Annotated in this window: 19 protein-coding genes and 1 pseudogene; 10 read left to right on the top strand and 10 right to left on the bottom strand. The window is 62.6% G+C overall.

Features of this window, described 5'->3' with window-relative positions; genetic code table 11:
* Nucleotides 1–33: 33 nt before the first annotated feature.
* The 9 genes from phaC (Q1W70_RS08380) to Q1W70_RS08340 all read right to left on the bottom strand — a co-directional run bounded on the left by phaC (Q1W70_RS08380) (nt 34) and on the right by Q1W70_RS08340 (nt 12,209).
* Nucleotides 34–1,716, bottom strand: coding sequence for a class II poly(R)-hydroxyalkanoic acid synthase (gene phaC / locus Q1W70_RS08380; RefSeq protein WP_166592178.1), 1,683 nt, complete (start codon nt 1,714–1,716; stop codon nt 34–36).
* A 56-nt stretch (nt 1,717–1,772) separates the two neighbouring features.
* Nucleotides 1,773–2,630, bottom strand: coding sequence for a poly(3-hydroxyalkanoate) depolymerase (gene phaZ / locus Q1W70_RS08375; protein ID WP_166592179.1), 858 nt, complete (start codon nt 2,628–2,630; stop codon nt 1,773–1,775).
* A gap of 155 nt (nt 2,631–2,785) precedes the next feature.
* Nucleotides 2,786–4,465 (bottom strand): class II poly(R)-hydroxyalkanoic acid synthase, encoded by a 1,680-nt coding sequence (phaC, locus tag Q1W70_RS08370; protein WP_166592180.1) that lies wholly within the window; start codon nt 4,463–4,465, stop codon nt 2,786–2,788.
* Between the two features lie 259 nt (nt 4,466–4,724).
* Nucleotides 4,725–5,105, bottom strand: coding sequence for a gamma-butyrobetaine hydroxylase family protein (locus tag Q1W70_RS08365; protein ID WP_166592181.1), 381 nt, complete (start codon nt 5,103–5,105; stop codon nt 4,725–4,727).
* Nucleotides 5,106–5,188: 83 nt separating this feature from the next.
* A complete protein-coding gene (hslU, locus tag Q1W70_RS08360) occupies nt 5,189–6,526 on the bottom strand; it encodes an ATP-dependent protease ATPase subunit HslU (protein WP_166592182.1) in 1,338 nt (445 codons plus the stop codon).
* Between the two features lie 53 nt (nt 6,527–6,579).
* The gene (gene hslV / locus Q1W70_RS08355) at nt 6,580–7,110 is read right to left on the bottom strand and encodes an ATP-dependent protease subunit HslV (RefSeq protein ID WP_093425160.1); all 531 of its coding nucleotides are present in this window, start codon (nt 7,108–7,110) and stop codon (nt 6,580–6,582) included.
* 247 nt (nt 7,111–7,357) lie between these two features.
* Nucleotides 7,358–8,056 (bottom strand): SPOR domain-containing protein, encoded by a 699-nt coding sequence (locus Q1W70_RS08350; protein WP_166592071.1) that lies wholly within the window; start codon nt 8,054–8,056, stop codon nt 7,358–7,360.
* Between the two features lies 1 nt (nt 8,057).
* Complete coding sequence (gene argS, locus Q1W70_RS08345) at nt 8,058–9,794, bottom strand: arginine--tRNA ligase (RefSeq protein WP_166592072.1); 1,737 nt, start codon at nt 9,792–9,794, stop codon at nt 8,058–8,060.
* Between the two features lie 195 nt (nt 9,795–9,989).
* On the bottom strand, nt 9,990–12,209 hold the full coding sequence (locus tag Q1W70_RS08340) for a primosomal protein N' (protein WP_302098757.1): 2,220 nt from the start codon (nt 12,207–12,209) through the stop codon (nt 9,990–9,992).
* Between the two features lie 169 nt (nt 12,210–12,378).
* Between Q1W70_RS08340 and rpmE the strand changes: the two genes are divergently transcribed.
* Complete coding sequence (rpmE, locus tag Q1W70_RS08335; protein ID WP_095167258.1) at nt 12,379–12,597, top strand: 50S ribosomal protein L31; 219 nt, start codon at nt 12,379–12,381, stop codon at nt 12,595–12,597.
* A 332-nt stretch (nt 12,598–12,929) separates the two neighbouring features.
* On the top strand, nt 12,930–14,198 hold the full coding sequence (locus Q1W70_RS08330; RefSeq protein ID WP_159993264.1) for a malic enzyme-like NAD(P)-binding protein: 1,269 nt from the start codon (nt 12,930–12,932) through the stop codon (nt 14,196–14,198).
* A gap of 194 nt (nt 14,199–14,392) precedes the next feature.
* On the opposite strand, the gene Q1W70_RS08325 is transcribed toward Q1W70_RS08330, so the two are convergent.
* Complete coding sequence (locus tag Q1W70_RS08325; RefSeq protein WP_409258943.1) at nt 14,393–16,831, bottom strand: penicillin-binding protein 1A; 2,439 nt, start codon at nt 16,829–16,831, stop codon at nt 14,393–14,395.
* Between the two features lie 217 nt (nt 16,832–17,048).
* On the opposite strand from Q1W70_RS08325, the gene pilM reads away from it, so the two are divergent.
* The 8 genes and pseudogenes from pilM to Q1W70_RS08285 all read left to right on the top strand — a co-directional run bounded on the left by pilM (nt 17,049) and on the right by Q1W70_RS08285 (nt 24,533).
* Complete coding sequence (pilM, locus tag Q1W70_RS08320) at nt 17,049–18,092, top strand: type IV pilus assembly protein PilM (RefSeq protein ID WP_302098756.1); 1,044 nt, start codon at nt 17,049–17,051, stop codon at nt 18,090–18,092.
* Nucleotides 18,092–18,649: a PilN domain-containing protein gene (locus tag Q1W70_RS08315; protein ID WP_302098755.1), complete on the top strand. Its 558-nt coding sequence runs from the start codon at nt 18,092–18,094 to the stop codon at nt 18,647–18,649. The genes pilM and Q1W70_RS08315 overlap by 1 nt, the downstream gene beginning before the upstream one ends.
* Nucleotides 18,646–19,251, top strand: a complete 606-nt coding sequence (locus tag Q1W70_RS08310) for a type IV pilus inner membrane component PilO (protein ID WP_166592077.1) — start codon at nt 18,646–18,648, stop codon at nt 19,249–19,251. The genes Q1W70_RS08315 and Q1W70_RS08310 overlap by 4 nt, the downstream gene beginning before the upstream one ends.
* Nucleotides 19,248–19,775 carry a pilus assembly protein PilP gene (locus Q1W70_RS08305; RefSeq protein ID WP_302098754.1) on the top strand — a complete coding sequence of 176 codons (528 nt, stop codon included), beginning with the start codon at nt 19,248–19,250 and terminating at the stop codon, nt 19,773–19,775. Before Q1W70_RS08310 ends, Q1W70_RS08305 begins: the two co-directional genes overlap by 4 nt.
* Nucleotides 19,776–19,914: 139 nt before the next feature.
* A pseudogene (locus Q1W70_RS08300) lies at nt 19,915–21,159 on the top strand (type IV pilus secretin PilQ); the annotation flags it as partial.
* A gap of 4 nt (nt 21,160–21,163) precedes the next feature.
* Nucleotides 21,164–21,682, top strand: a complete 519-nt coding sequence (gene aroK, locus Q1W70_RS08295; RefSeq protein ID WP_166592079.1) for a shikimate kinase AroK — start codon at nt 21,164–21,166, stop codon at nt 21,680–21,682.
* Nucleotides 21,683–21,829: 147 nt separating this feature from the next.
* Nucleotides 21,830–22,930: a 3-dehydroquinate synthase gene (gene aroB, locus Q1W70_RS08290; protein ID WP_166592080.1), complete on the top strand. Its 1,101-nt coding sequence runs from the start codon at nt 21,830–21,832 to the stop codon at nt 22,928–22,930.
* A 10-nt stretch (nt 22,931–22,940) separates the two neighbouring features.
* Entirely contained in the window at nt 22,941–24,533 is a 1,593-nt protein-coding gene (locus Q1W70_RS08285; RefSeq protein ID WP_166592081.1) for an SPOR domain-containing protein, read from the top strand.
* Nucleotides 24,534–24,843: the final 310 nt, after the last annotated feature.

Below are 24,843 nucleotides of genomic sequence, written 5' to 3'. Positions count from 1 at the left end.
CGGCCTGTATCCCGGCCGTGGCGCCGAGAAAAATCAGCGCACCCGCACGTAGGTACCGGGTGCCGCCTCCATGGGGGGGTAGTGCTGATTGCCCAGGGCCATCAGGGTTTCCCGTTGTGCGCCGGAGCGTTCCTGGATCCAGGTCAGCCATTGGGTCCACCAGCTGCCGTCGACCTGGCTGGCGTCGTAGTACCAGGCCCGTGGGTCGCTGGTCAGTTTTTCACTTTCGACGAAGTGGGCCTTGGGGTTGCCCGGCGGGTTGAGGATGCTCTGCACGTGACCGCTGTTGGACAGCACGAAGCGGCGGTTGCCGCCCAGCAGCAGCGTCGAGCGGTACACCGCGTCCCAGGGGGTGATGTGGTCGTTGATCCCGGCCACGCTGAAGCTGTCGACGTTGACCTTCTGCAGGTCGATCGGCGTGCCGCACACTTCCAGGCCACCCGGGTGGGTCAGCGGGTTGTGCTTGAAGAAGTCCAGCAGGTCGCCGTGAAAGGCGGCCGGCAGGCGCGTGTTGTCGTTGTTCCAGTAGAGGATGTCGAACGCCGGCGGCTCCTTGCCCAGCAGGTAGTTGTTGACCCAGTAGTTCCAGATCAGGTCGTTGGGGCGCATCCAGGCAAACACCTTGGCCATGTCGCGGCCCTCGAGCACACCCTGCTGGTAGGAGCGTCGCTTGGCCGCTTCCAGGGTCTGCTCGTCGGCAAACAGGGTGGCGGGGCTGTCCAGCTGGCTGTCGAGCAGGCTGACCAGGTAAGTGGCGCTGGAGATACGCCGCAGTTGCCGTTTGGCTTGCAGGTGGCCCTGCAGCGCGGCGATGGTCAGGCCGCCGGCACAGGCCCCCATCAGGTTGACCTCGCGGCTGCCGGTGATCGCCCGGCACACGTTCATGGCTTCTTCCACGGCTTCGACGTAGCTGGACAGGCCCCATTCACGGTGGCGCACGTCCGGGTTGCGCCAACTGATCATGAACACCTGCAGGCCGTTTTTCAGGGCGAACTGGACGAAGCTGTTGCTGGGGCTCAAGTCAAAGATGTAGTACTTGTTGATCTGCGGCGGCACCACCAGCAACGGCTTGGCGTACTGCTTTTCGCTCATGGGCTTGTATTGCATCAGCTCCAGCAGTTCGTTGCGAAACACCACCGCGCCGGGAGTGGTGGCAACGGTCTTGCCGACCTCGAAGGCGTGCTTGGTGATCTGGCTGGGCAGCCCGTTGTTGTGCATCAGGTCATCGAGCAGATGGCTCAGGCCGCGGACCAGGCTGTGGCCGCCGGAGTTGAACAGTTCCTTGATCGCCAGCGGGTTGAGCAGGGTGTTGGAGGGCGATACGGCATCGTTGAGCAAGGTGAAGGCAAAATGCGCGCGGGCGCGATCGTCATCGGGCATGTCGCTTTCGTCGATCCAGCGTTTGACCTGTTTCTGCCAGCTCAGGTAAGCCTGCAGGCTGCGTCGGTAGAACGGATTGAGGGTCCAGCTGGGGTCGGCAAAACGAGTGTCGGCGGCGTTGGGCTGGTGCAGGGTCTCACCCAGCAACACACGGCCCAGTTGCCCACCCAGCGCCAGTGCGTGCCGGGCGCTGTGCACCGGATGGCGCAAGCCGTGGGCGGCGACGTTGCGCAAGGTCGAGAGCAGGTCCCGGCCGCGCAGACCGGTGATCGCACTCTGGGCATTGATGAATGCAGCGGCTGTGGGCAAGGTGCCCGGCGCTGGTTTGTCTCGCATGAGTCAACACTCCTTCGTCAAGCCGTGAACTAGTACCTCATTCCCGCCAGCGCACCTCAGGTGCTGCCATGGGGCGTCGGGTGCGGGTGCATCACCGCCCGTTGCCGTTCTTCCTGAAGAAACTTCATGATGATCGGGGCGACAGCCTCGGCCCGGGTGATCAGGAATAAATGGCCGTCGTCGATTATGTGTAGCTGGGCGTTGGGAATACGCCAGGCGAGCAGGCGCATATTGACCAGCGGGATCAACGGGTCGTCGTCACCGGCCAGCACCAGGGTGGGCTGACGAATCGTGTGCAGCCAGTGGATGCTGGTCCAGCCCAGGCCTGCGAAGAGCTGCCAGTAGTAGCCCAGCTTGCCGGCCGAACGGACTTTGCTGGCGTGGTCGGCGGCCAGGTTGGGGTCACGGCGAAACGAGCCGCCATAGATCATCGGCGCAATGCGAATGACGTGGGATGGTTGGATGTAGCGCCTTGGGCTGGCCATCATCCACAGCACTTTCGGCTTGCCCGGCACCATCACCGCGCCGGCCGCTGTGGCCGCCAGCACCAGCTTCTTGCAGCGCTCGGGGTAGTCATGGGCGAACTGCTGCGCCAGGGCGCCGCCCCAGGACACGCCGATCACATTGACCTGGCCGTAGTCGAGGTAGTCGAGCATCCGCGCGGTCAGCTTGGCCAGGCCGGGAAAGCGATAGGGCCGGCGCGGCGTCGATGAGCCGCCGACACCCGGCACGTCGAAGGCAATCACTTCCAGGTCCGGGTCCAGCGCCTGGATGAACGGAAACACCAGCTCCAGGTTGGCGCCGATGCCGTTGAAAATCAGCAAGGGCGTCAAGTGAGGCTTGCCGGGGCGTACCGCGGTGCGGAGGGTCTGGCCATCCAGGTCGACGGTACGAAAAATGAACGGTTGCGGCATGCTTCAAGCCCTGTGTGTCACGTTCTCAAATTCATCCTCGGCTCCCTGTGGGAGCGGGCGGGCCCGCGATAGCGGTGTAGCCGTCAGCACATTGACTGAGGCGGCTGCCGTCATCGCGGGCCAACCCGCCCCTACAGTGGGGCGAGGTGGGTCAGTTATCGTTCGTGTACGTAGGTCCCTGGTGCGGCTTCACCCGCGGCAAAGGTCTTGTTGCCGAGTGCGGTCGGGGCTTTTTTCAGCTTGCCCGCGCGCTCGGCCTGCCAGGCCTGCCAGTGCAGCCACCAGGAGTCGGTGTGCTTGGTGGCGTTTTCTTGCCACTGATCGGCGTTCGACGCCGTCTCGGTGCTGGTCATGTAGCGCGATTTCGGGTTGCCCGGCGGGTTCAGGATGCTCTGGATGTGGCCGCTGCTGGACAGCACGAACTCGACCTTGCCACCAAACAGCTGGGCCGACTTGTAGCAGGACTTCCACGGGGTGATGTGGTCGTTGGTGCCGGCCAGGGAATAGACATCGGCCGTGACCTGACTGAGGTCGATGGGCGTGCCGCACACTTCCAGTGCGTTGGGGCGGATCAGTGGGTTGCTTTTGAACATTTCGATCAGGTCGCCGTGGAACGCGGCCGGCAGGCGGGTGGTGTCGTTGTTCCAGAACAGAATGTCGAAGACCGGCGGTTCGTTGCCCAGCAGGTAATTGTTGACCCAGTAGTTCCAGATCAGGTCGTTGGGGCGCATCCAGGCGAAGACCTTCGCCATGTCGCGACCTTCAAGCACACCGGCCTGGTAGGAATGGCGCTTGGCGGATTCCAGGGTCTGCTCGTCGACGAACAGCGCCACCTGGGAGTCCAGGGTGGTGTCCAGGACGCTGACCAGCAGGGTCAGGGCGTTGACCTTCTTCTCGCCGATCGCCGCGTAGTGGCCGAGCAGGGCGGTGCAGGTGATGCCGCCGGAGCAGGCGCCCAGCATGTTGATGTCTTTGCTGCCGGTGATCGCGGTGACCACGTCGACCGCTTCCTTGAGCGCCTCGATGTAGGTCGACAGGCCCCATTCGCGTTGCGCCTTGGTCGGGTTGCGCCAGCTGACGATGAAGGTCTGCAGGTTGTTGCGCAGGCAGAATCGCGCCAGGCTTTTTTCCGGGCTCAGGTCGAATACGTAGAATTTGTTGATCTGTGGCGGGACCACCAGCAGGGGGCGCTCGTGGACCTGTTCGGTGATGGGCCGGTACTGGATCAGCTCCAGCACGTCGTTGCGGAAAATCACCGCACCTTCGGTGGTGCCCAGGCTTTTGCCGACTTCGAAGGCGCCCATGTTGACCTGGCTCGGCATGCCGCCGTTGTGTACCAGGTCCTTGGCCAGGTGGGAGAGGCCGTCGAGCAGGCTCTTGCCACCGGTCTCGAAGAAACGTTTGACGGCGGCGGGGTTGGCCGCGCTGTTGGTCGGGGCCATGGCTTCGGTCATCAGGTTGATCACGAAGTGCCCGCGGTTGATGTCCTGCTCCGACAGGTTGCTGTCGCCGATCCAGTCGTGGAGCTCCTTGCGCCAGGCCAGGTAGGTTTGCAGGTAGCGTTTGTAGAGCGGGTTCTGGCTCCAGGCCGGATCGTTGAAGCGACGGTCATCGCCTTCGGGTTGCAACTCGGATTTGCCAAACATCACATTCTTCAGCTCGAGGCCGAAATGGGCCACGTGCTTGACGCTGTGGATGGGTTGTTTGATGGCCTGGGCCAGCACCATGCGGGCAGAAGTAAGCAGATCTTTGCGGCGCAAGCCGATGACAGGATTGAGCCCCAAGGTGTTTTCCGAGGCTTGGCGTTTCAGGTCATCGTTATTCTTGTTACTCATCTACGACGCTCCATTGTCCTGAGACGAGTACCTGAGGCCTGCTGTGTAGTCACACAGCCAATGCCAGGTACTACTGCTCGGGTGACCGTTAATTGCACATCGCTGACTTTTTACATCAGGGAGCGCTGCACAGAACTTGCCAGCTCCATTGGTTACCCGAGTTTAATTTTTTTCGCAAGCGGGCCAATGACGGGTCCTGGGCGGGAGCATTCAAGCAGATGAAATTAGAAAATGCCTTCTAATGAGCGTAAGCCCCGGTCTAGAGCATCAGCTTGACGACGGACTCACTCGGATCGCGGGACTTTCCGGCGGCTTTGAGTTCACCAAGATAATCCTCCCAGAGGGCGTCCTGGCGCTGTGCCAACTGGTAGAGGTAATCCCAGGTGAAGAGGCCGCTGTCGTGGCCGTCGTCGAATGTCAGTTTCAGTGCGTACTGGCCGGCCGGTTCGACCTTGCTCAGGCCTACGCCGATCTTGCCAAATTGCAGGATAGGTTTGCCGTGGCCCTGGACCTCGGCGGAGGGGGAGTGCACGCGAAGGAACTCGGCGCTCAGTTGATATTCCTCGCCGGACGCATATTTGAGCGACAGGGTTTTCGAGGCTTTGTGCAGTTTGATGTCGGTGGGAAGCGGGGTCGTCATGGGGCTGGTCGTCCGTCATTGCGAGGGACCTGTGGGCGCGAGCCGGCTCGCTCCCACAGGTCCTCTATCGCAGTAGAAGTGACCTACAGGATATAACGGGACAGGTCTTCGTTCTGCGCCAATTCGCCCAGGTGGCTGTTGACGTAGTCGGCGTCGATGCGGATCGGCTGGTCGCTGTGGGCGCTGGCCAGGTCGCCGGCACTGAACGACACCTCTTCGAGCAGGCGCTCGAGCAGGGTGTGCAGGCGACGGGCACCGATGTTCTCGGTCTTCTCGTTGACCTGCCAGGCGATCTCGGCCAGGCGCTTGATGCCGTCCGGCTGGAATTCGATGGCCAGGCCTTCGGTTTTCAGCAGGGCGCAATACTGCTCGGTCAGGGAGGCGTGCGGCTCGCTGAGGATGCGCTCGAAATCTTCCGGCGACAGGGCCTTGAGTTCAACGCGGATCGGCAGGCGGCCTTGCAGTTCAGGCACCAGGTCGCTCGGCTTGCTCAGGTGGAACGCACCGGAGGCGATGAACAGGATGTGGTCGGTCTTGACCATGCCCAGTTTGGTGTTGACGGTGCAGCCCTCGATCAGCGGCAGCAGGTCGCGTTGTACACCTTCGCGGGACACGTCGACGCCACCGGCATTGCCGCGTTTGGCGACTTTGTCGATTTCGTCGATGAACACGATGCCGTGCTGCTCGACCGCTTCCAGGGCCTTGGCCTTGAGTTCTTCGTCATTGACCAGGCGGCCGGCTTCTTCGTCGCGGACCAGCTTGAGCGCTTCCTTGACCTTGAGCTTGCGGTTCTTGCGCTTGCCCTTGCCCATGTTGGCGAACAGGCTCTGCAGCTGATTGGTCATTTCTTCCATGCCCGGTGGCGCGGAGATATCGACGCCCGAGGCTTCGGCAACTTCGATTTCGATCTCTTTGTCATCCAGCTGGCCTTCGCGCAGGCGCTTGCGGAACAGCTGGCGGGTGTTGGAGTCCTGGGCCGGGGCTTCTTCGCTGTTGAAGCCGGTGCGCGCCGGTGGCAGCAGGGCATCGAGGATGCGCTCTTCGGCGGCGTCTTCGGCGCGATGGCGGACTTTGATCATTTCCTGTTCGCGCAGCAGCTTGATGGCGGCATCGGCCAGATCACGAATGATCGACTCGACGTCGCGGCCAACGTAGCCGACTTCGGTGAACTTGGTCGCTTCGACCTTGATGAACGGCGCGTTGGCGAGCTTGGCCAGGCGACGGGCGATTTCGGTTTTGCCGACACCGGTCGGGCCGATCATCAGGATGTTCTTGGGGGTGACTTCGACGCGCAGCTCTTCGGGCAGTTGCATCCGGCGCCAGCGGTTACGCAGGGCGATGGCGACGGCGCGCTTGGCGTCGTCCTGGCCGATGATGTGGCGATTGAGTTCGTGGACGATTTCACGGGGAGTCATGGACATAATAATTGGCGGACCTCAGGCAAGAGTGAGCGGTGGCGCGCAGCCACGCACGCTTACTCGGCGCAGTCCTGCTCCTCAATGGTCTGGGTGTGGTTGGTGAAGACACAGATGTCGCCGGCGATGCCGAGGGCTGTTTCGACGATTTCCCGGGCCGACAGGTCGGTTTTTTTCAGCAGGGCGCTGGCGGCCGCCTGGGCATAACCTCCGCCGGAACCCATGGCGATCAGGCCGTTCTCGGGTTCAACCACATCGCCGTTGCCGGTGATGATCAGCGAGGCGTCTTTGTTGGCCACCGCCAGCATTGCTTCGAGGCGGCTCAGGGAGCGGTCGGTACGCCATTCTTTGGCGAGCTCGACGGCGGCACGGACCAGGTGGCCCTGGTGTTTTTCCAGTTGGCCTTCAAAACGCTCGAACAGGGTAAAGGCGTCGGCGGTGGCGCCAGCGAAACCGGCGATGACCTGGCCGTGGTACAGGCGACGAACTTTTTTCGCGTTGCCTTTCATCACGGTGTTGCCCAGGGAAACCTGGCCGTCGCCGCCCATGACGACTTTGCCGTGGCGGCGAACTGAAACGATGGTGGTCAAGGGAAGAGTCTCCACGCAGCGGGGCGAAAATGCCTTATGCAAACTCATATGGGGGTGCTGTGGCGTTTTTCAACTGCGGGGTGTGGCGGGGGACGGGCGGTGGTGGGTGGCAGATCATCCGTGTGGGGGCGAGCCTGCTTGCGAAAGCGTTGTATCAGTCGCCATCAATGTTGACTGAATCCAGGCCTTCGCGAGCAGGCGCAGCGCCGCCCGACGCGCTCCCGCAGGAGGGGAGTTGATCGTTCTGTCAGCGGCTCTGGCGTTGTTGTAACAACAGGTTGCTGAAGCCGCTGCCCGCCAGTTGTTTCTGGGCGGTGGTCAGTTGTTCGCGGTTGCTGAACGGGCCGACCAGCACGCGATACCAGGTTTCGTCCTTGACCGTGCCGGACTCGACCGAAACCGCCTGGCCGAGCAGGATGATCTGCGCACGGACCTTGTCGGCGTCGGCCTCCTTGCGGAACGAGCCGGCCTGCAGGAAGAACTTGGTCACCGGGGCCGCCTTGGCCACCGGAGGCGCCGGCGGCGGGGTCAGGCCGCTCAGGGCGGCCTGGGCGCGCGCGGTGTCGATCTTCGCCGCTTCTGCCGGCGTGACCGGTGCCACAGGCGCGGTCTGCGGTGTTGGCAGGGTTTTTTCAGGCACGGCATCCGGCGGCACAATCACTTCCGATTCCGGCAGCAAGGTGTAGAAGTCGTACTTCGGCTTCACCGGTTGCTGTGGGCTCGGCGGGGTCTTGTTGGCCTCGGCCATGCGCGTGGCTTTCTGTTCTTCCTGCTTGACCCGCTTGACGTCATCGCCCTTGCCCGGCTCCAGCTTCATCAGGAACACGATGAAGGCGCCCACGGTCAGGCCGATGGCCATCCATAGCCAACCCGGAATCGGCTGTTTTGCAGGAGCTTGGTAACGGCTGGCGCCACGCTTGGGTGCAGGTTTTTTCTTGGCAGCCAACTTACATACGCTCCAGAGTTTCCAGGCCCAAGAGTTCCAGGCCTTGCTTGAGGGTGCGACCGGTCAGCGCGGCGAGGCGCAAGCGGCTCTGCATCTGTGCCGGGGTTTCGGCGCTGAGGATCGGGCAGTTCTCGTAGAAGCTGGAGAACAGCCCGGCAACGTCGTACAGGTAAGTGCACAGGATATGCGGTGTGCCTTTCTCGGCCACGTTGTTCAGCACTTCGCCGAACTGTGCCAGCTTGGCCGCCAGTTCCTGTTCGTGCGCGGCCTCGAGAACGATCCGCCCTTCGACTTCGCTGAAGTCCTTGCCCAGTTTGCGGAACACGCCAGCCACGCGGGTGTAGGCGTACAGCAGGTAGGGGGCGGTGTTGCCTTCGAAATTGAGCATCAGGTCGAAGTTGAAGCTGTAGTCGCTGGTGCGGTGCTTGGACAGGTCAGCGTATTTCACCGCGCCGATGCCCACCACCTTGGCGATGTTGCGCAGGTCGGCTTCGGCCAGCTCGGGGTTCTTTTCCTTGACCAGGGTGTAGGCGCGCTCCTTGGCTTCGTTGAGCAGGTCGATCAGCTTCACGGTGCCGCCATCACGGGTCTTGAACGGACGGCCGTCAGCGCCGTTCATGGTGCCGAAGCCCATGTGTTCCATTTCCATCGGGTGGGTCACGAAGCCGGCCATGCGCGCCACGGCGAATACCTGCTGGAAGTGCAGTGCCTGGCGCTGGTCGACGAAGTACAGGGCGCGGTCGGCCTTGAGCACGCCGCTGCGGTAGCGCACGGCAGCCAGGTCAGTGGTGGCGTACAGGTAGCCGCCATCGGCCTTGACGATGATCACCGGCAGCGGGTCGCCGTCGGCATTCTTGAATTCGTCGAGGAACACGCACTGGGCGCCGTTGCTCTCGACCAGCATGCCCTTGGCCTTGAGGTCGTTGACCACATTGATCAGGTCGTCGTTGTAGGCACTTTCGCCCATGACGTCGGCCATGGTCAGCTTGACGTTCAGTTGTTCGTAGATTTTCTGGCAGTGCGACAGCGAGATGTCCTTGAACTTGGTCCACAGGGCCAGGCATTCCGGGTCGCCGGCTTGCAGCTTGACCACCAGGCCACGGGCGCGGTCGGCGAACTCTTCGGACTCGTCGAAACGCTGCTTGGCGGCGCGGTAGAAGTTCTCCAGGTCCGACAGTTCGTCGCTGGTGATCGGGTTTTCCTGCAGGTAGGCCATCAGCATGCCGAACTGGGTGCCCCAGTCACCTACGTGGTTCTGGCGGATCACGGTGTCGCCGAGGAACTCCAGTACGCGGGCCACGCCGTCGCCAATGATGGTCGAGCGCAAGTGGCCGACGTGCATCTCTTTGGCCAGGTTCGGGGCCGACAGGTCAACCACGGTGCGCTGCACGGGACCGGCCTTGCGCACGCCGACCTTGGCGTCGGCCAGGGCTGCGTCCAGGCGCGATGCCAGGGCCTGGGTGTTCTGGAAGAAGTTGAGGAAACCCGGGCCGGCGATTTCTGCCTTGGTGACGTTTTCGTCGGCCGGCAGGGCGGCGATGATTTTTTCCGCCAGGTCGCGGGGCTTCATGCCGGCAGGCTTGGCCAGCATCATGGCGATGTTGCTGGCGAAGTCACCGTGGGTCTTGTCACGGGAGTTCTCCACCTGAATCGCCGGCGTCAGGCCTTCAGGCAACACACCGTCGGTAACGAGTTGGGTGAGGGCTTGCTGGATCAACTGGCGAATGGTGTCTTTCATGGTCTTCTCTTTCAACCGCAAAGCGGCGGCGCGTCAATGCGCAGGTGGAAAAACTGGGCATTATCCGTTGCGAAGTCGGGCTTGCCAACCTTAGCAGGCCGGTTACGGACATGTGGTGACAATTCGGCTGCCTTCGCGAACAGGGCAACAGAGAGCCGTATAAGAGCGAGCCTGCTCGCGATGGCGTCCTGGCGGTCAATACAAATCGACAGGATCGACATCCAGTGACCAGCGCACCGCGCGTGCACTGGGCATTTGCTCCAGCACCAGCAGCCAGCTGCTCAACAGGCGATGCAGGGGCGCCCGGGCCGTGGCTTGCAGCAGCAGTTGCGCGCGATAGCGCCCGGCGCGGCGCTCCATCGGCGCGGGCACCGGGCCCAGCAGTTCGATGCCGCTGAGGTTCTGCTCGGCCAGCAAACGCTCCGCCTCGCTGCACGCCTCGTCGAGGAAACCTTCGGCCTGCCCGGGCTTGTGCGCTTCGGCGCGCAGCAATGCCAGGTGGGCAAAAGGTGGAAGCCCCGCGGCGCGACGTTCGCTCAGGGCCTGTTCGGCAAAGGCGAAGTAGCCCTGTTCGGTCAGTTGCACCAGCAGCGGGTGGTCCGCCAGGTGGGTCTGGATGATCACCTTGCCTGGCTCTTCGGCCCGCCCGGCGCGTCCCGCGACCTGGACTATCAACTGGGCCATGCGCTCGCTGGCGCGGAAGTCGCCGGAAAACAGGCCGCCGTCGGCATCGAGAATCGACACCAGGGTGACGCGGGGAAAGTGGTGTCCCTTGGCGAGCATCTGGGTGCCCACCAGAATGCACGGCTGGCCTTTCTGGATGGTGGCGAACAGCTGGTTCATTGCGTCCTTGCGCGACGTACTGTCGCGGTCGACCCGCAGCACCGGGTAGTCCGGGAACAGGATGCCCAGGCGTTCCTCTGCGCGTTCGGTGCCAGCACCCACCGGGCGTAAATCGACTTTGCCGCACTTGGGGCAATGCCGCGGGACGCGTTCGACATAACCGCAATGGTGACAACGCAGCTCGCCGGAGCGTTGGTGCACGGTCATCCGCGCATCGCAGCGCTGGCATTCGGACATCCAGCCACAATCGTGGCACAGCAGGGTCGGGGCAAAACCGCGGCGATTGAGAAAGACCAGCACTTGCTGGCCGGCGGCGAGGGTCTGGCCAATGGCTTGCTGCATCGGCCCTGAAATGCCGCTGTCCAGTGGTCGGCTTTTCACATCCAGGCGCAGGAAGCGCGGCTGCTTTGCGCCGCCGGCGCGCTCGTTCAGGCGCAGCAGGCCGTAACGACCGGTGTAGGCGTTGTGCAGGCTTTCCAGGGACGGCGTCGCGGAGCCGAGGACGATCGGGATGTTTTCCTGGCGGGCCCGCACCAGTGCCAGGTCGCGGGCGTGGTAGCGCAAGCCTTCCTGCTGTTTATAGGAGCCGTCGTGCTCCTCGTCGATGATGATCAGGCCAGGGTTCTTCATGGGCGTGAACAGTGCCGAGCGAGTGCCGATGATGATGTCGGCATCGCCGTCGCGGGCCGCCAGCCAGGCCTCCAGGCGCTCGCGGTCGTTGACGGCCGAGTGCACCAGGGCGATCCGTGCGTTAAATCGTTGCTCGAAGCGCGCCAGGGTCTGCGGCCCGAGGTTGATCTCCGGGATCAGCACCAGCGCCTGTTTACCGGCCTCCAGGGTTTTGCGGATCAATTGCAAATACACTTCGGTCTTGCCGCTGCCGGTCACGCCGGCCAGGAGGAAGGCATGGAAACTGTCCAGGCCGGCGCTGATGGCTTCGTAGGCGGCGCGCTGCTCCGGATTCAAGGGCAGTTCCGGCTGGGCCAGCCAGTGTTCGTGACGCTCGCCGGGGGCGTGCTTGCGGATTTCCACCTGCACCAGTTCCTTGGCCAGCAGCAGGTCGAGGCTGTCCTTGCTCAGCATCAGCTTGCTCAGCAACTGATGGGCCACGCCGTGGGGATGCTGGGCCAGGGTCGCCAGGGCCTCGCGCTGGCGCGGGGCGCGGGCGATGCGCGGGTCGTCGAGCCTGGCCCCGGGGCTGATCGACCAGAAACGCTCCTGGCGCGCCTCGGCCAGTTCGCCCTGGCGCAGCAGGACCGGCAAGGCCCAGCTCAAGGTGTCGCCGAGGCTGTGCTGGTAGTACTGGGAGGTCCACAGGCACAGCTTGAACAGTGACGCCGGCAGCGGTGGCGTGGCATCGAGCAGCGCCAGGGCTGGCTTGAGCTTTTCTGCCGGGACTTCGCTGTGGTCGGTGACTTCGACCAGGATGCCGATCATCTCGCGACGGCCGAACGGTACCCGCAGGCGCATCCCCGGGTGCAACTGCGCCCGCAGCACGCCCGCCGGGGCGCGGTAGTCGAACAGGCGGCGCAAGGGCGAAGGCAGGGCGAGGCGCAGGATGGCGTCGGGCACGCGGGGGATTCTCTATAGGGCGGGCGGTGAAGAAGGGCCGGAGCCTAGCAGACGGTCGGCATCAGGGACAGCTTGCGTGATTTGGAAGGTCTGGTAGAATCCGCGGCCTAATTACGTGCGGTATTCAACAATGGTGTTGAGTGGCGGCACGCTAGCCTGAGGAATCACCATGAAAGCCGATATCCATCCAACATACGAAATCACCGCAGTTACCTGCAGCTGTGGCAACAAGTTCGAAACTCGTTCGAACCTGGCCAAGCCTCTGGCGATCGACGTATGCAACGAGTGCCACCCGTTCTACACCGGTAAGCAGAAGACTCTGGATACTGGCGGCCGTGTACAGCGCTTCGCAGATCGCTTCGGTGCTTTCGGCGCGAAAAAGGCCTAAGGCCAATCAGCCTGGAAAGCCATCGCGGCTTTTGCAGATTGATGAAAAAGGCGTCCCTGGTGGGCGCCTTTTTTTATGCCCGGAATTTGTCGCGGGGCCTGAAGGGCGTCTGTCGGGGTGCTGCCCAGGCACTCGCGGGAAGATTTGTATAAATAATTGTAGACATTTTTTATATCGATTGTAGACAGTTGAGCCCTTGTGTTCCGTGGCTCTTGGGCCAAAGTCGTAGGGCGGGGCGCTTGACAGGGGTGACTGGTCAGTCTTGTGGGGACTTTGCCAGGCGCGTATCCTCGCTGACCAGTCTGTCCAACAGTAAAAAGCGGAATGCCCACATGTCTGATCTGAAAACTGCCGCTCTCGAATATCATGCCCATCCTCGTCCAGGGAAGCTGAGTGTCGAGCTCACCAAGGCCACCGCTACCGCTCGCGACCTGTCGCTGGCCTACAGCCCCGGCGTAGCCGAACCGGTTCGCGAAATCGCCCGCGATCCTGAGCTGGCCTACAAGTACACCGGTAAAGGCAACCTGGTTGCAGTGATTTCCGATGGCACCGCGATTCTCGGCCTGGGTAACCTCGGCCCATTGGCTTCCAAGCCTGTCATGGAAGGCAAGGGTGTACTGTTCAAGCGTTTCGCTGGTATCGACGTGTTCGACATCGAAGTCGACTCCGAGAGCCCGCAAGCCTTCATCGACACCGTCAAGCGCATCTCCATCACCTTCGGTGGCATCAACCTGGAAGACATCAAGGCCCCTGAGTGCTTTGAGATCGAACGTGCTCTGATCGAGCAGTGCGACATTCCGGTGTTCCACGATGACCAGCACGGCACCGCGATCGTGACCGCGGCCGGCATGATCAATGCCTTGGAAATCGCTGGCAAGACCCTTGCCGATGCCAAGATCGTTTGCCTGGGTGCAGGCGCTGCGGCCATCTCCTGCATGAAATTGCTGGTGAGCATGGGCGCCAACATCGAAAACATCTACATGGTTGACCGTACCGGCGTGATCCACTCCGGCCGTGACGACCTGAACCAGTACAAGGCTGTCTTCGCTCACGCGACCGACAAGCGCACCCTGGCAGACGCCCTGCAAGGCGCAGACGTGTTCGTTGGCCTGTCCGGTCCGAACCTGCTGAGCGCTGAAGGCCTGAAGTCCATGGCGGCCAACCCGATCGTGTTCGCCTGCTCCAACCCTGATCCAGAGATCGCCCCGGAACTGGCGCACGCCACCCGTGACGACGTGATCATGGCCACTGGTCGTTCGGACTACCCGAACCAGGTCAACAACGTACTGGGCTTCCCGTTCATCTTCCGTGGTGCCCTGGACGTTCGCGCCAAGCGCATCAACGAAGAAATGAAAGTGGCTGCGGCCAACGCCCTGCGTGAACTGGCCAAGCTGCCTGTGCCTCAGGAAGTGTGCGACGCCTACGGCGGTATCAAGCTGGAATTCGGTCGTGAGTACATCATCCCGAAACCAATGGATGCCCGCCTGATCACCGTGATCTCCGATGCCGTGGCCAAGGCCGCCATCGAGACCGGCGTAGCGACCCTGCCGTATCCGAAGAACTACCCGCTCAAGAGCGTGGATGATGTGTTCAACGGCTAAGCCCGTTTAGCGCTTCAACAAAAAAGCCCCGGCTCCTGCGAGTCGGGGCTTTTTTCGTTGTGGGGGCGGGCTTCTCGGGAGCGCCGCAGCGCAGAGTCCCTCGAGTCCTGCGCCAGTGCTGGCGCGCTGTAGGAGTCGGCGCAAAAAAAGCCCCGCGCTTGTGTCCAGGGCGGGGCTTTTTCAGGGGGGTGGCATCAGAACAGATCGATCGGCGCCACTTCGTCTGCCGGCAGCGGGCTGCCCGGCGCGCTGCCGTTGCCCAGCTCGCTGCCGGTCGGCGGCGTGTCTTCGGCCTTGAACAGCTCGAAGTAGGCGCCTGGCGTGCCTGGGGAGGCGGCGCGACCGCTGACCGGGTCTACCCGCAGGCTGAGGATGCCCTCAGGCTCTGGTTGGGTGTGCGGCGGCTTGTCCTTGAGAGCGGCGCCCATGAAGCTCATCCAGATCGGCAGCGCGACAGTACCGCCGAACTCGCGACGGCCGAGGCTTTCCGGTTGGTCGAAGCCGGTCCAGACGGTGGTCACGTAGTCGGCGTTGTAGCCGGAGAACCAGGCGTCCTTGGACTCGTTGGTGGTCCCGGTCTTGCCGGCGAGGTCGCTGCGGCCCAGCGCCAGCGCACGACGCCCGGTGCCGCGCTTGATCACGTCTTCCAGCATGCTGTTGAGGATGTAGGTGGTGCGCGGGTCGACGATGCGTTCCGCGATCGCCGGTGCCTGCTCGGGTGCTGGCGCGGTCGGCGCTTCGCCTGGCACGGCGTTGACGGTAAAGCTCTCACCGGTGGGCGCGGCGATGCCATTGCTGGCGACGTCGCCCTTGGGCACGCTCGGCGGGTTGGCGACGAACAGCGTGTCGCCATTACGGCTTTCGATCTTCTCGATGATGTACGGGGTGATCTTGTAGCCGCCGTTGGCGAACGTGCTCCAGCCGGTGGCGATCTCCATTGGCGTCAGGGTCGCGGTGCCCAGCGCCAGCGACAGGTTCGGCGGCAGATCCTGCTTGTTGAAGCCGAAGCGGCTGATGTAGTCGATGGTCTTGCTGACGCCCATCGCTTGCAGCAGGCGGATCGAGACCAGGTTACGCGACTTGTACAGGGCTTCGCGCATGCGGATCGGGCCGAGGAAGGTATTGGTGTCGTTCTTCGGACGCCAGACCTTGTCCAGGTACTCATCGACGAACACGATCGGCGCATCGTTGACCAAAGTCGCTGCGGTGTAGCCGCTATCCAGCGCGGCACTGTAGACGAACGGCTTGAAGCTCGAGCCCGGCTGGCGCTTGGCCTGCATGGCGCGGTTGTAGTTGCTCTGCTCGAAGGCGAAGCCGCCGACCAGGGCGCGGATCGCGCCGTTTTGCGGGTCCAGCGACACCAGTGCGCCCTGGGCGACCGGAATCTGTTTGAAGTGCAGGCTGTTGTCGGGCTGGCGCTGGACGCGGATCAGGTCGCCGACCTGGGCCACATCGGACGGCTGGCGCGGATTAGGCCCCATGCTGTTGGTGTTGAGGAATGGCCGGGCCCATTTCATGCTGTCCCAGGCCACGTGCTCTGCGCCGGTGCGGGTCAGGACCTGCAGGCCATTCTTGTCGACCTCGGTCACGATGGCCGGCTCAAGGCCGCTGATGGTGCGCTGCTTGGTCAGTTCGCTGGCCCAGGCGTCGGGCGTCTTGCCAGGCAGGCGGGATTCGGGGCCGCGGTAGCCGTGACGCTGGTCGTAGGTGATCAGGCCTTCATGTACAGCCGTGTTGGCCATTTCCTGAAGGTTGCTCGGCACGGTCGTAGTGACGCGGAAGCCTTCGGTGTAGGCGTCGCTGCCATAGCGCCCGACCATTTCGGCGCGGGCCATTTCGGCGATGTAGGGGGCGTTCACTTCCGGAGTCGGCACGTGGTAGCTGGCATTCAACGGCTCATTGACCGCCGCTTGATACGCCGCCTCGTCGATTTTACCGAGCTTGTACATGCGCCCCAGGATCCAGTCGCGACGTTCCTTGCTGCGCGCCGGGTTGGCCAGCGGGTTGAAGCGCGAAGGGGCCTTGGGCAGGCCGGCAATCATCGCCATCTGCGCCAGGCTGACGTCGCGGATCGACTTGCCGTAATACACCTGTGCCGCCGCCTCGATGCCGTAGGCGCGGTTACCCAGGTAGATCTTGTTGACGTAGAGCTCGAGGATTTCGTCCTTGGTCAACTGGCGCTCGATCTGCAGGGCCAGGAGGATCTCGGTGGTCTTGCGCGAGAAGCTGCGTTCGCTGGTCAGGAAGAAGTTCTTTGCCACCTGCATGGTGATGGTGCTGCCGCCGGACTGGATGTGTCCGCTTTTTACCAACTGGGTGGCGGCACGCATCAGGCTGCTCGGGTCGACGCCGTAGTGGTTGGCGAAGTTGTCGTCTTCAGCACTTAGTAACGCATTGATGAAGTTGGGCGGAATGTCGGCGAAACGTATGGGATTGCGGCGCATTTCGCCGAATTCGGCGATCAATTTGTCGTCGCTGCTGTAGACCCGCAGAGGAATCTGCAACTGGATACTTCGCAGTGCCTCCACCGACGGCAGTCCCGGGCTAAGGTAGAGAAACGCCCCGCTCAGACCCAGCAGCAGTCCGCAGAAAACAGCGACGATGGACCACCCGAAAAATTTCAGCAGACGAATCAAGGCTTTTGGATATCCAGGGCAAAGAATGAATTTGGCGTCAGGGCAGTCAGGGAAAACAAGGAGCGGCCTGCGCTTGGAGAAAGCGGAAAAAAACGCTGGGCATTATAAGCATTTTTCCGCTCAAAGCGCATTTGGCCGCGCTGTCAAGACGCGGCGATTGCCTGCAAGGCCGGCAAAGCACGCGTAACTCACGGAAAGTCATAAGGAATTGACTGTGTCACGACTCTTCAGGAAAAAACCTAGCACACTCTTGGGTATCGATATCGGCGCCACCTCGGTCAGGCTGGTCGAATTGAGCCGCTCAGGCACGTGTTATCGGCTCGAGGCCTACGCAATAGAGGCGTTGCCGGCGAACGCGGTGGTCGAGTCCGCCATTGTCCAGGTGGAGGTCGTGGGGCAGGCATTGGCCCGCGCGTGGCTGAAAGCCGGGACCCGGGTACGCAATGTTGCGGTGGCAGTTTGCGGATCGACGGTCATCACCAAGACCCTGGAAATGCCAGCGGGCATGTCCAGCGATGACCTGGAAATCGAACTAAAGCTGGACGCGGACCAGTACATCCCCTATCCCCTCGGTGACGTGGCCCTGGATTTTCAGATCCAGGGAATCTCGCGGCACAATCCGGGGCAGGTCGAGGTGTTGCTGGCGGCCTGTCGCAAGGACCATGTCGAGCTGCTTGAGGCCGTGTTGGAACTGGCCGGGCTGACGGCGCGGGTGGTGGATGTCCAGGCGCATGCGCTGGCGCGTTGCGTGGATCGGCTGGCAGCGCAACTGGGCGGTGTCCGGGGACTGTCGTTGGTGGCGCTGGTCGAGATTGGCAACGGACTGTCGACAGTCAGCGTGATAGGCGATGGCCAGATCCTGTACGCCCGCGAGCTGCTGCCGGGTGCGCACCCACTGAGCCAGGTCAGTGAGCCGAGCTACGGGGTCGAATTCGAGCCGGCAGGATGGGCGACGCAGCCGGACGGGCAGGACCTGCTTCCCGATGCGCAGGCATTGGCGCACCAGCTGTCGCACGCATTGCAGGCGTTTTTCGCCCTGGGCCAGCACAGCGCAGTCGAGCATATCCTGCTGGCCGCAGAGGCCTGTGCGGTGGCCGGGCTGGATCGCCTGCTCGAACAGCACCTGGGCATCCCGACCCGCGTGGCCAACCCTTTTGCCGGCATGACGCTGGGCAGTGCGGTCGATGCTACGGCGCTGGCCCACAACGCGCCCGGGTTGCTGGTCGCCTGCGGTCTGGCGTTAAGGAGCTTTGACTGATGGCCGGGATCAATCTTCTGCCATGGCGTGATAGGCAGCGTGCGGCGCGGCACCAACATTTCTTGTGTCTACTGGTCGGGATCGCCGTGGTTGGGACAGGCCTCATCGCGCTGGGCGAGCGTGTTCTTGACCGCGCCACCGAGCAGCAAACCTCGCGCAACGCCTACCTCGCTACCCGGATCGCCAACCTGGATGAGCAGGTCGGCCAGATCAACGATCTGCACGCCCGGCGCGAGCAGTTGCTGGCGCGGCTGCAGATCATTCAGGGCCTGCAAGGCAATCGACCGGCCAGCGTCAGGCTCTTCGATCAATTGGCCCGCGTGCTGCCCGATGGTGTGTATTTCACCGAGTTGGGGAGGCGCGGCAAAACGCTGTCGATCAGCGGTGTGGCCGAGTCCAATCACCAGGTTTCGCGGCTCCTGCGTCGCCTTGCGGCCGCGGGCGACCTGGCTGTTCCTGTGCTGGAGGAGGTCAAGGCGCAGAGCGCTGGCGACGAAGGCTCGGCCAGTGTTTTCCGCTTGACCGTGGCCCAGGCGCAAGCGGGCGCGCAGGCATGAGGCGGTTGTCTTGGTCGAGTCTCGATAGCCTGGACATGCACAACGTGGCGGCCTGGCCGGTGCTGGGTAAAACCCTGCTGGGCGTGCTGGTGATGGTGGTGGTGCTGGTCCTGGGGTACAGCTTTCACCTGCGTGAACTGCAGGCGCGCCTGGTATTTGCCCGTGCCGGGGAGGCCGAGCTGAAGCAGGTCTTTGTGAGCAAGGCGCATCAGGCAGCCCATTTGCAGGCTCACCTCGAACAGATGAGGGCTATGGAAAGCGACTTCGCCACGCTGTTGCGACAACTGCCCGGCGACAGTGAAGTGCCGGGGTTGCTGGAGGACATCAGTCGCACTGGCTTGGGCAGTGGTCTGGAGTTCGAAGAGATCAAGCTGTTGCCTGAGGTCGATCAGCCGTTCTACATCGAGCTGCCTATCCAGATCCGCGCGACGGGGTCCTACCATGACCTGGCGACGTTCGTCAGCGCTGTCTCGGCCTTGCCGCGCATCGTCACCCTGCACGACTTCAGCATTCGCCCGCTGGATTCGAGCGAGGGGCCGACGCTGCGCATGAATCTTCTGGCAAGAACCTATCGCTCCGCCGACAAGGGGCAGCAACCTTGAGCGCGGCACGTTGCTGGTGCTCGGCGTTGTTGTTGGGTGGCCTGGCTGGCTGTGGCGGCGAGCGCGATTTCAGTGACCTGGACAGCTTCATGGACGACGTGCGCCTTTACTCCCCCAGTCCTCTGGAAACCATGCCGACGTCGGCGTCGTACCCAGTGTTCAGTTACGGCGCGGCGTCGCTGCGCAGTCCGTTCTCGGCGCAGGTTGCGGCGGGCGAAGAGGGGCTGGTGCGGGGCGAACAAAGGGGTGAGCCGGATCGGCAACGACCCCGCCAGTACCTCGAACGCTTCAGCATCGAGCAGTTTGAAATGGTCGGCACCATGGTCAGTGCCTCGGGAGCGTATGCCTTGTTGCGCGGTGCGGGTGCGGTGCATCGGCTCAAGGTGGGTGACTACCTGGGGCGTAACGAGGGTCGGGTGGTGTCGGTCAGCGAGAGCCGGGTCGAGGTGGTCGAGTTGGTGCCCGATGGCCAGGGTGCCTGGCTGGAACGACCGCGCAGCCTTTCCTTGAACACGCACTCCTAGTGGAGCTCTAACCATGTACAGGATTTTTTCGACCCTCGGTGTGGTGCTTTGGATGGCGCTGCTGTCACCGGGGTTGCAGGCCAATTCCAGGGCGCTGGATCTTGTCGCGCCGCCGGGCGATCAGCACACCGAGGGTCTTGCCTATGGCGGTGAAAGGCTGTCGTTGAATTTCCAGGACATCGAAGTGCGTTCGGTACTGCAACTGATCGCCGACTTCACTGGCCTCAACCTGGTGGCCAGCGACTCGGTGCAGGGCAGCATCACGCTGCGCCTGGATAACGTGCCCTGGGACCAGGCGCTGGACCTGGTACTCAAGACCAAGGGCCTGGACCAGCGTCGGGTCGGCAACGTCCTGCTGATCGCCCCGGCACAGGAAATTGCCGCCCGTGAGCGTCAGACGCTGGAGTCGCAGCGGCAACTGGCCGAGCTCGCCCCGCTGCGGCGTGAGCTGTTGCAGGTCAACTACGCCAAGGCCGCTGACATAGCCCGGCTGTTCCAGTCAGTCACCAATGCCCAGGACCGGCCCGACGAGCGAGGCACGCTGACGGTGGATGAGCGGACCAACCACCTCATCGCCTTCCAGACCCAGGATCGACTGGACGAACTGCGTCGGATCGTCACGCAGCTGGATGTGCCGGTACGCCAGGTGATGATCGAGGCGCGGATCGTCGAGGCCAATGTCGATTACGACAAGAGCCTGGGCGTGCGCTGGGGTGGTGCGATGAGGAGGGGCAACTGGAGTGCCTCCGGGGTTGGCGGCAATGAAGCGGCTCTGCTCGGCTCCGGCAGCGCGCCATTCGTCGATATGGGGGCGGTGGGGGCTACCTCGGGACTTGGCATTGCCTTCATTACCGACAACCTGTTGCTCGACCTTGAGCTGTCAGCCATGGAAAAGACCGGCAACGGCGAAGTCGTCTCGCAACCCAAGGTGGTGACTGCCGACAAGGAGACCGCGAAGATCCTCAAGGGCACCGAAATCCCCTATCAGGAGGCCAGTTCCAGCGGCGCCACTTCGGTGTCGTTCAAGGAGGCTTCGTTGTCGCTGGAGGTGACGCCGCAGATCACCCCGGACAACCGCATCATCATGGAGGTCAAGGTCACCAAGGACGAGCCCGATTACTTGAACAAGGTGCAGGATGTGCCGCCGATCAAGAAAAACGAGGTCAATGCCAAGGTGTTGGTGGTCGATGGCGAAACCATCGTGATAGGTGGGGTTTTCTCAAATACTCAAAGCAAGGTTGTAGATAAAGTGCCATTTCTTGGTGATGTGCCGTATCTTGGCCGCCTTTTCCGGCGTGACGTGGTGTCGGAGAAAAAATCCGAGCTGCTGGTATTTCTCACTCCGCGTATCATGAATAACCAGGCGATTGCTGTGAGTCATTGATTCTGTGCGAAATTTGATTCTTGTTGGGCCAATGGGTGCGGGTAAAAGCACCATCGGCCGCTTGTTGGCCAAAGAGCTGCGTCTGCCGTTCAAGGATTCCGATAAGGAAATTGAATTGCGCACCGGCGCCAATATCCCGTGGATCTTCGATAAGGAAGGCGAGCCCGGCTTTCGTGACCGCGAGCAGGCGATGATCGCCGAACTCTGCGAGCTCGATGGCGTGGTGCTGGCGACCGGCGGTGGCGCGGTCATGCGCGAAGCCAATCGTCGGGCACTGCACGCCGGCGGTCGCGTCGTCTATTTGCACGCCTCGGTCGAGCAGCAGGTCGGGCGCACCGCGCGCGACCGCAATCGTCCCTTGCTGCGTACCGCTGATCCGGAAAAAACCCTGCGTGACTTGCTGGCCCTGCGCGACCCGCTGTATCGGGAAATCGCCGACCTGGTGGTGCAAACCGATGAGCGGCCACCGCGGATGGTGGTGCTGGATATTCTGGAACGCTTGCAGCAGCTACCTCCCCGTTAATACGCAGGGCGAAATGCGCTATCCTCGGCGTCGCGCCATGGCGGCCGTCAGGTGTGGCGCATGGCTAGCGCGCCACGTCACACAGGCAGACGTGGCCAGTCGATAACATAAGGCAGGACGCCTGATTCCAACTTACTGTGGGGACACATGCAGACACTTAAGGTTGATCTAGGCGAGCGTAGCTACCCGATCCATATTGGCGAAGGGTTGCTGGATCAGCCCGAGTTGCTGGCGCCGCACATCGCCGGACGGCAGGTGGCAATCATCTCCAACGAGACCGTTGCCCCGCTGTACCTGGAGCGCCTGACTCGCAGCCTGGCCCAGTTCTCGGTAATTTCCGTGGTGCTGCCCGACGGCGAAGCCTTCAAGAACTGGGAAACCCTGCAAAGCATTTTTGACGGCCTGCTGACTGCGCGCCATGACCGCCGCACCACCGTGATCGCCTTGGGCGGCGGAGTGATTGGCGACATGGCCGGGTTCGCTGCCGCCTGTTACCAGCGTGGCGTGGACTTCATCCAGATACCGACCACCCTGTTGTCGCAAGTCGACTCCTCGGTGGGCGGCAAGACCGGTATCAACCATCCGCTGGGCAAGAACATGGTCGGCGCCTTCTATCAGCCCAATGTGGTGCTGATCGATACCGCCACCCTCAATACTCTGCCGGCGCGCGAGCTGTCCGCGGGCCTGGCCGAAGTCATCAAGTACGGCTTGATCTGCGACGAGCCGTTCCTCTCCTGGCTTGAAGAAAACGTTGACCGGCTGCGGGCCCTGGACCAGGAGGCCCTGACCTATGCGATCGCGCGCTCCTGCGCAGCCAAGGCTGCGGTGGTCGGTGCCGACGAGCGAGAGACCGGCGTGCGCGCCACTCTCAACCTGGGGCACACCTTCGGTCACGCCATCGAAACCCACATGGGCTATGGTGTGTGGCTCCATGGTGAGGCAGTCGCTGCTGGCACCGTAATGGCCCTGGAAATGTCCTCGCGCCTGGGCTGGATCACTCCCGAGGAGCGTGACCGTGGCATTGCCCTGTTCCTGCGCGCCGGGTTGCCGGTGGTTCCGCCGCCAGAGATGAGCGAAGCCGATTTTCTCGAACACATGGCAATCGACAAGAAAGTAATCGACGGGCGCCTGCGCCTGGTGCTGTTGCGCCGCATGGGCGAGGCAGTCGTGACCGACGATTATCCGAAAGAGATTTTACAGGCAACGCTGGGAGCGGATTACCGCGCCCTGGCTCAGCTGAAAGGTTAATAAGATCACAATGACCAGTTTGCATGCCGACGAGGCGTTCCTAGGCCACTACCAGTTGAACCACGACCCTTTTGCTCCGCGGGTGCCTGGCTTCAAGTTTTTCCCTGCCCAGCGCAAGCCGGTGCTGGGGCAACTGCATCACCTGGCCCGCTACAGCCAGTTGTTGCTGGTGGTCACTGGCCCGCTGGGCAGTGGCAAGACCCTGTTGCGTCAGGCGCTCGTGGCCAGCACCAACAAGCAGTCGGTGCAGAGCGTGGTGGTTTCCGCCCGTGGTGCCGGCGACGCGGCGGGTGTGCTGCGTCAGGTCGCCCAGTCCCTGGACGTCGCCCAGGCGGAAGTCGGTGCGATCCTCAAGCAAGTGGTGCAACTGGCGCTGACTGGCCAGGAAGTCTATCTGCTGGTGGATGACGCCGAGCAGCTCGACGAATCGGCGCTTGAGGCCTTGCTGGCCCTGGCTGCTGGCGCCCCGGAAGGCCGTCCGCATGTGTTCCTGTTTGGCGAGCCTTCGCTGATCGCCGGGCTTGAGCAGTTGAGCACCGAGGAAGAGCGCTTCCACGTGATCGAACTGCAGCCCTACGCGGAAGAAGAAACCCGCGAATACCTGGCCCAGCGTCTTGAAGGGGCGGGCCGGGGAATCGAACTTTTTACCGCTAATCAGATCTCTGAGATTCACGAAAGCTCCGACGGCTGGCCTGGAAACATCAACCAGGTTGCCCGCGATGCGATGATCGAAGCCATGATTGCTAGCCGCTCCGCGGTCAAGCGTCCAAGTATGGGGTTCAACATGCCGAAGAAACACGTATTGGCGATATCCGCCGTAGTCGTGGTCGCGGTGGCTGCCGCCTGGTTGCTGCCAGGTCGCAACAAGACACCAACCACCGGGGCACCTGCCAACGAACAGGCGCAACTGCCCCTGGGTCAGGGTGCCAATGGCGGTGCGCCGTCGGTCGAATTCGCTGGCAATACCCAGCCAATGCCCCTGCCGTTGGTCGGCCAGTCGCAGCCGGTGATGCGCGGCCCCTTGGCTGAAGCTGCCGGTGGCATCACGGAAGGCGATGATGGCGTGCCGCTAGAGGGCTCCAGCAGCGTTCCGCCGACCGTGACCACCATTGCCCCGCCAAGCGGCGTTGCAGCCGGTCCTGCGCCTACGCCAGCGGCCAAGCCAGTGCCTGCGCCAACCCAGGTTGCGACCGCCAAGCCTGCCCCGACCCCGACCCCGGTGGCCAAGCCAGCACCAGCACCTGTGGCCAAGCCAGCGCCGGTGACCAAGCCGGTGGAGAAACCAGCCACTGTCGCCAAGGCGGCACCGGCAGCCGGTGGCAGCTGGTACGCCGGTCAGAAGCCGGGTAACTACGTGGTGCAAATCCTCGGCACCAGCTCGGAAGCCGCGGCCCAGAGCTTCGTCAAGGAGCAGGGCGGCGAGTACCGTTATTTCAAGAAAGTCCTCAACGGCAAGCCGCTTTACGTCATCACCTACGGTAACTTCGCCAACCGCGATGCCGCCGTATCCGCCATCAAGGCCTTGCCAGCGAAGGTTCAGGCTGGTAAACCTTGGCCTCGCTCTGTCGCCAGCGTCCAACAAGAACTGGCAACAGCTCGCTGAAGATTCGGCGGCCTTACCCAGGCCGCCTCTCCCGGCACCTCAAAATTTCTGCAAGGCATGCTGCCCTCGGGCCGCGTGCCTTGTGGTGTCTGCGTCACAGTAGTCTTTGAGTGGTTGCGGTCAGAATTAAAAAAAGTTTTGACTAGCACAGTAGATCGCTTTAAACCTTTCATAAATGCGACATAGATTTGCGACATTTCGTCGTCAAATTTGTGAGCCTCTGTGTCGGTGTGTACAATGACCTCCCTTTTGCCCCCGCAAAGCTGGCGTACGTTCGGCGTGGAAGGTAACTGGTTGAATTGAAAAGAAA

It is taken from the genome of Pseudomonas kielensis, from assembly GCF_030505375.1.
GTDB classification, from domain to species: Bacteria; Pseudomonadota; Gammaproteobacteria; order Pseudomonadales; family Pseudomonadaceae; genus Aquipseudomonas; species Aquipseudomonas kielensis.
The sequence above is the reverse complement of the archived record's forward strand: the minus strand, read 5'-3'. Positions and strand labels throughout refer to the sequence as shown.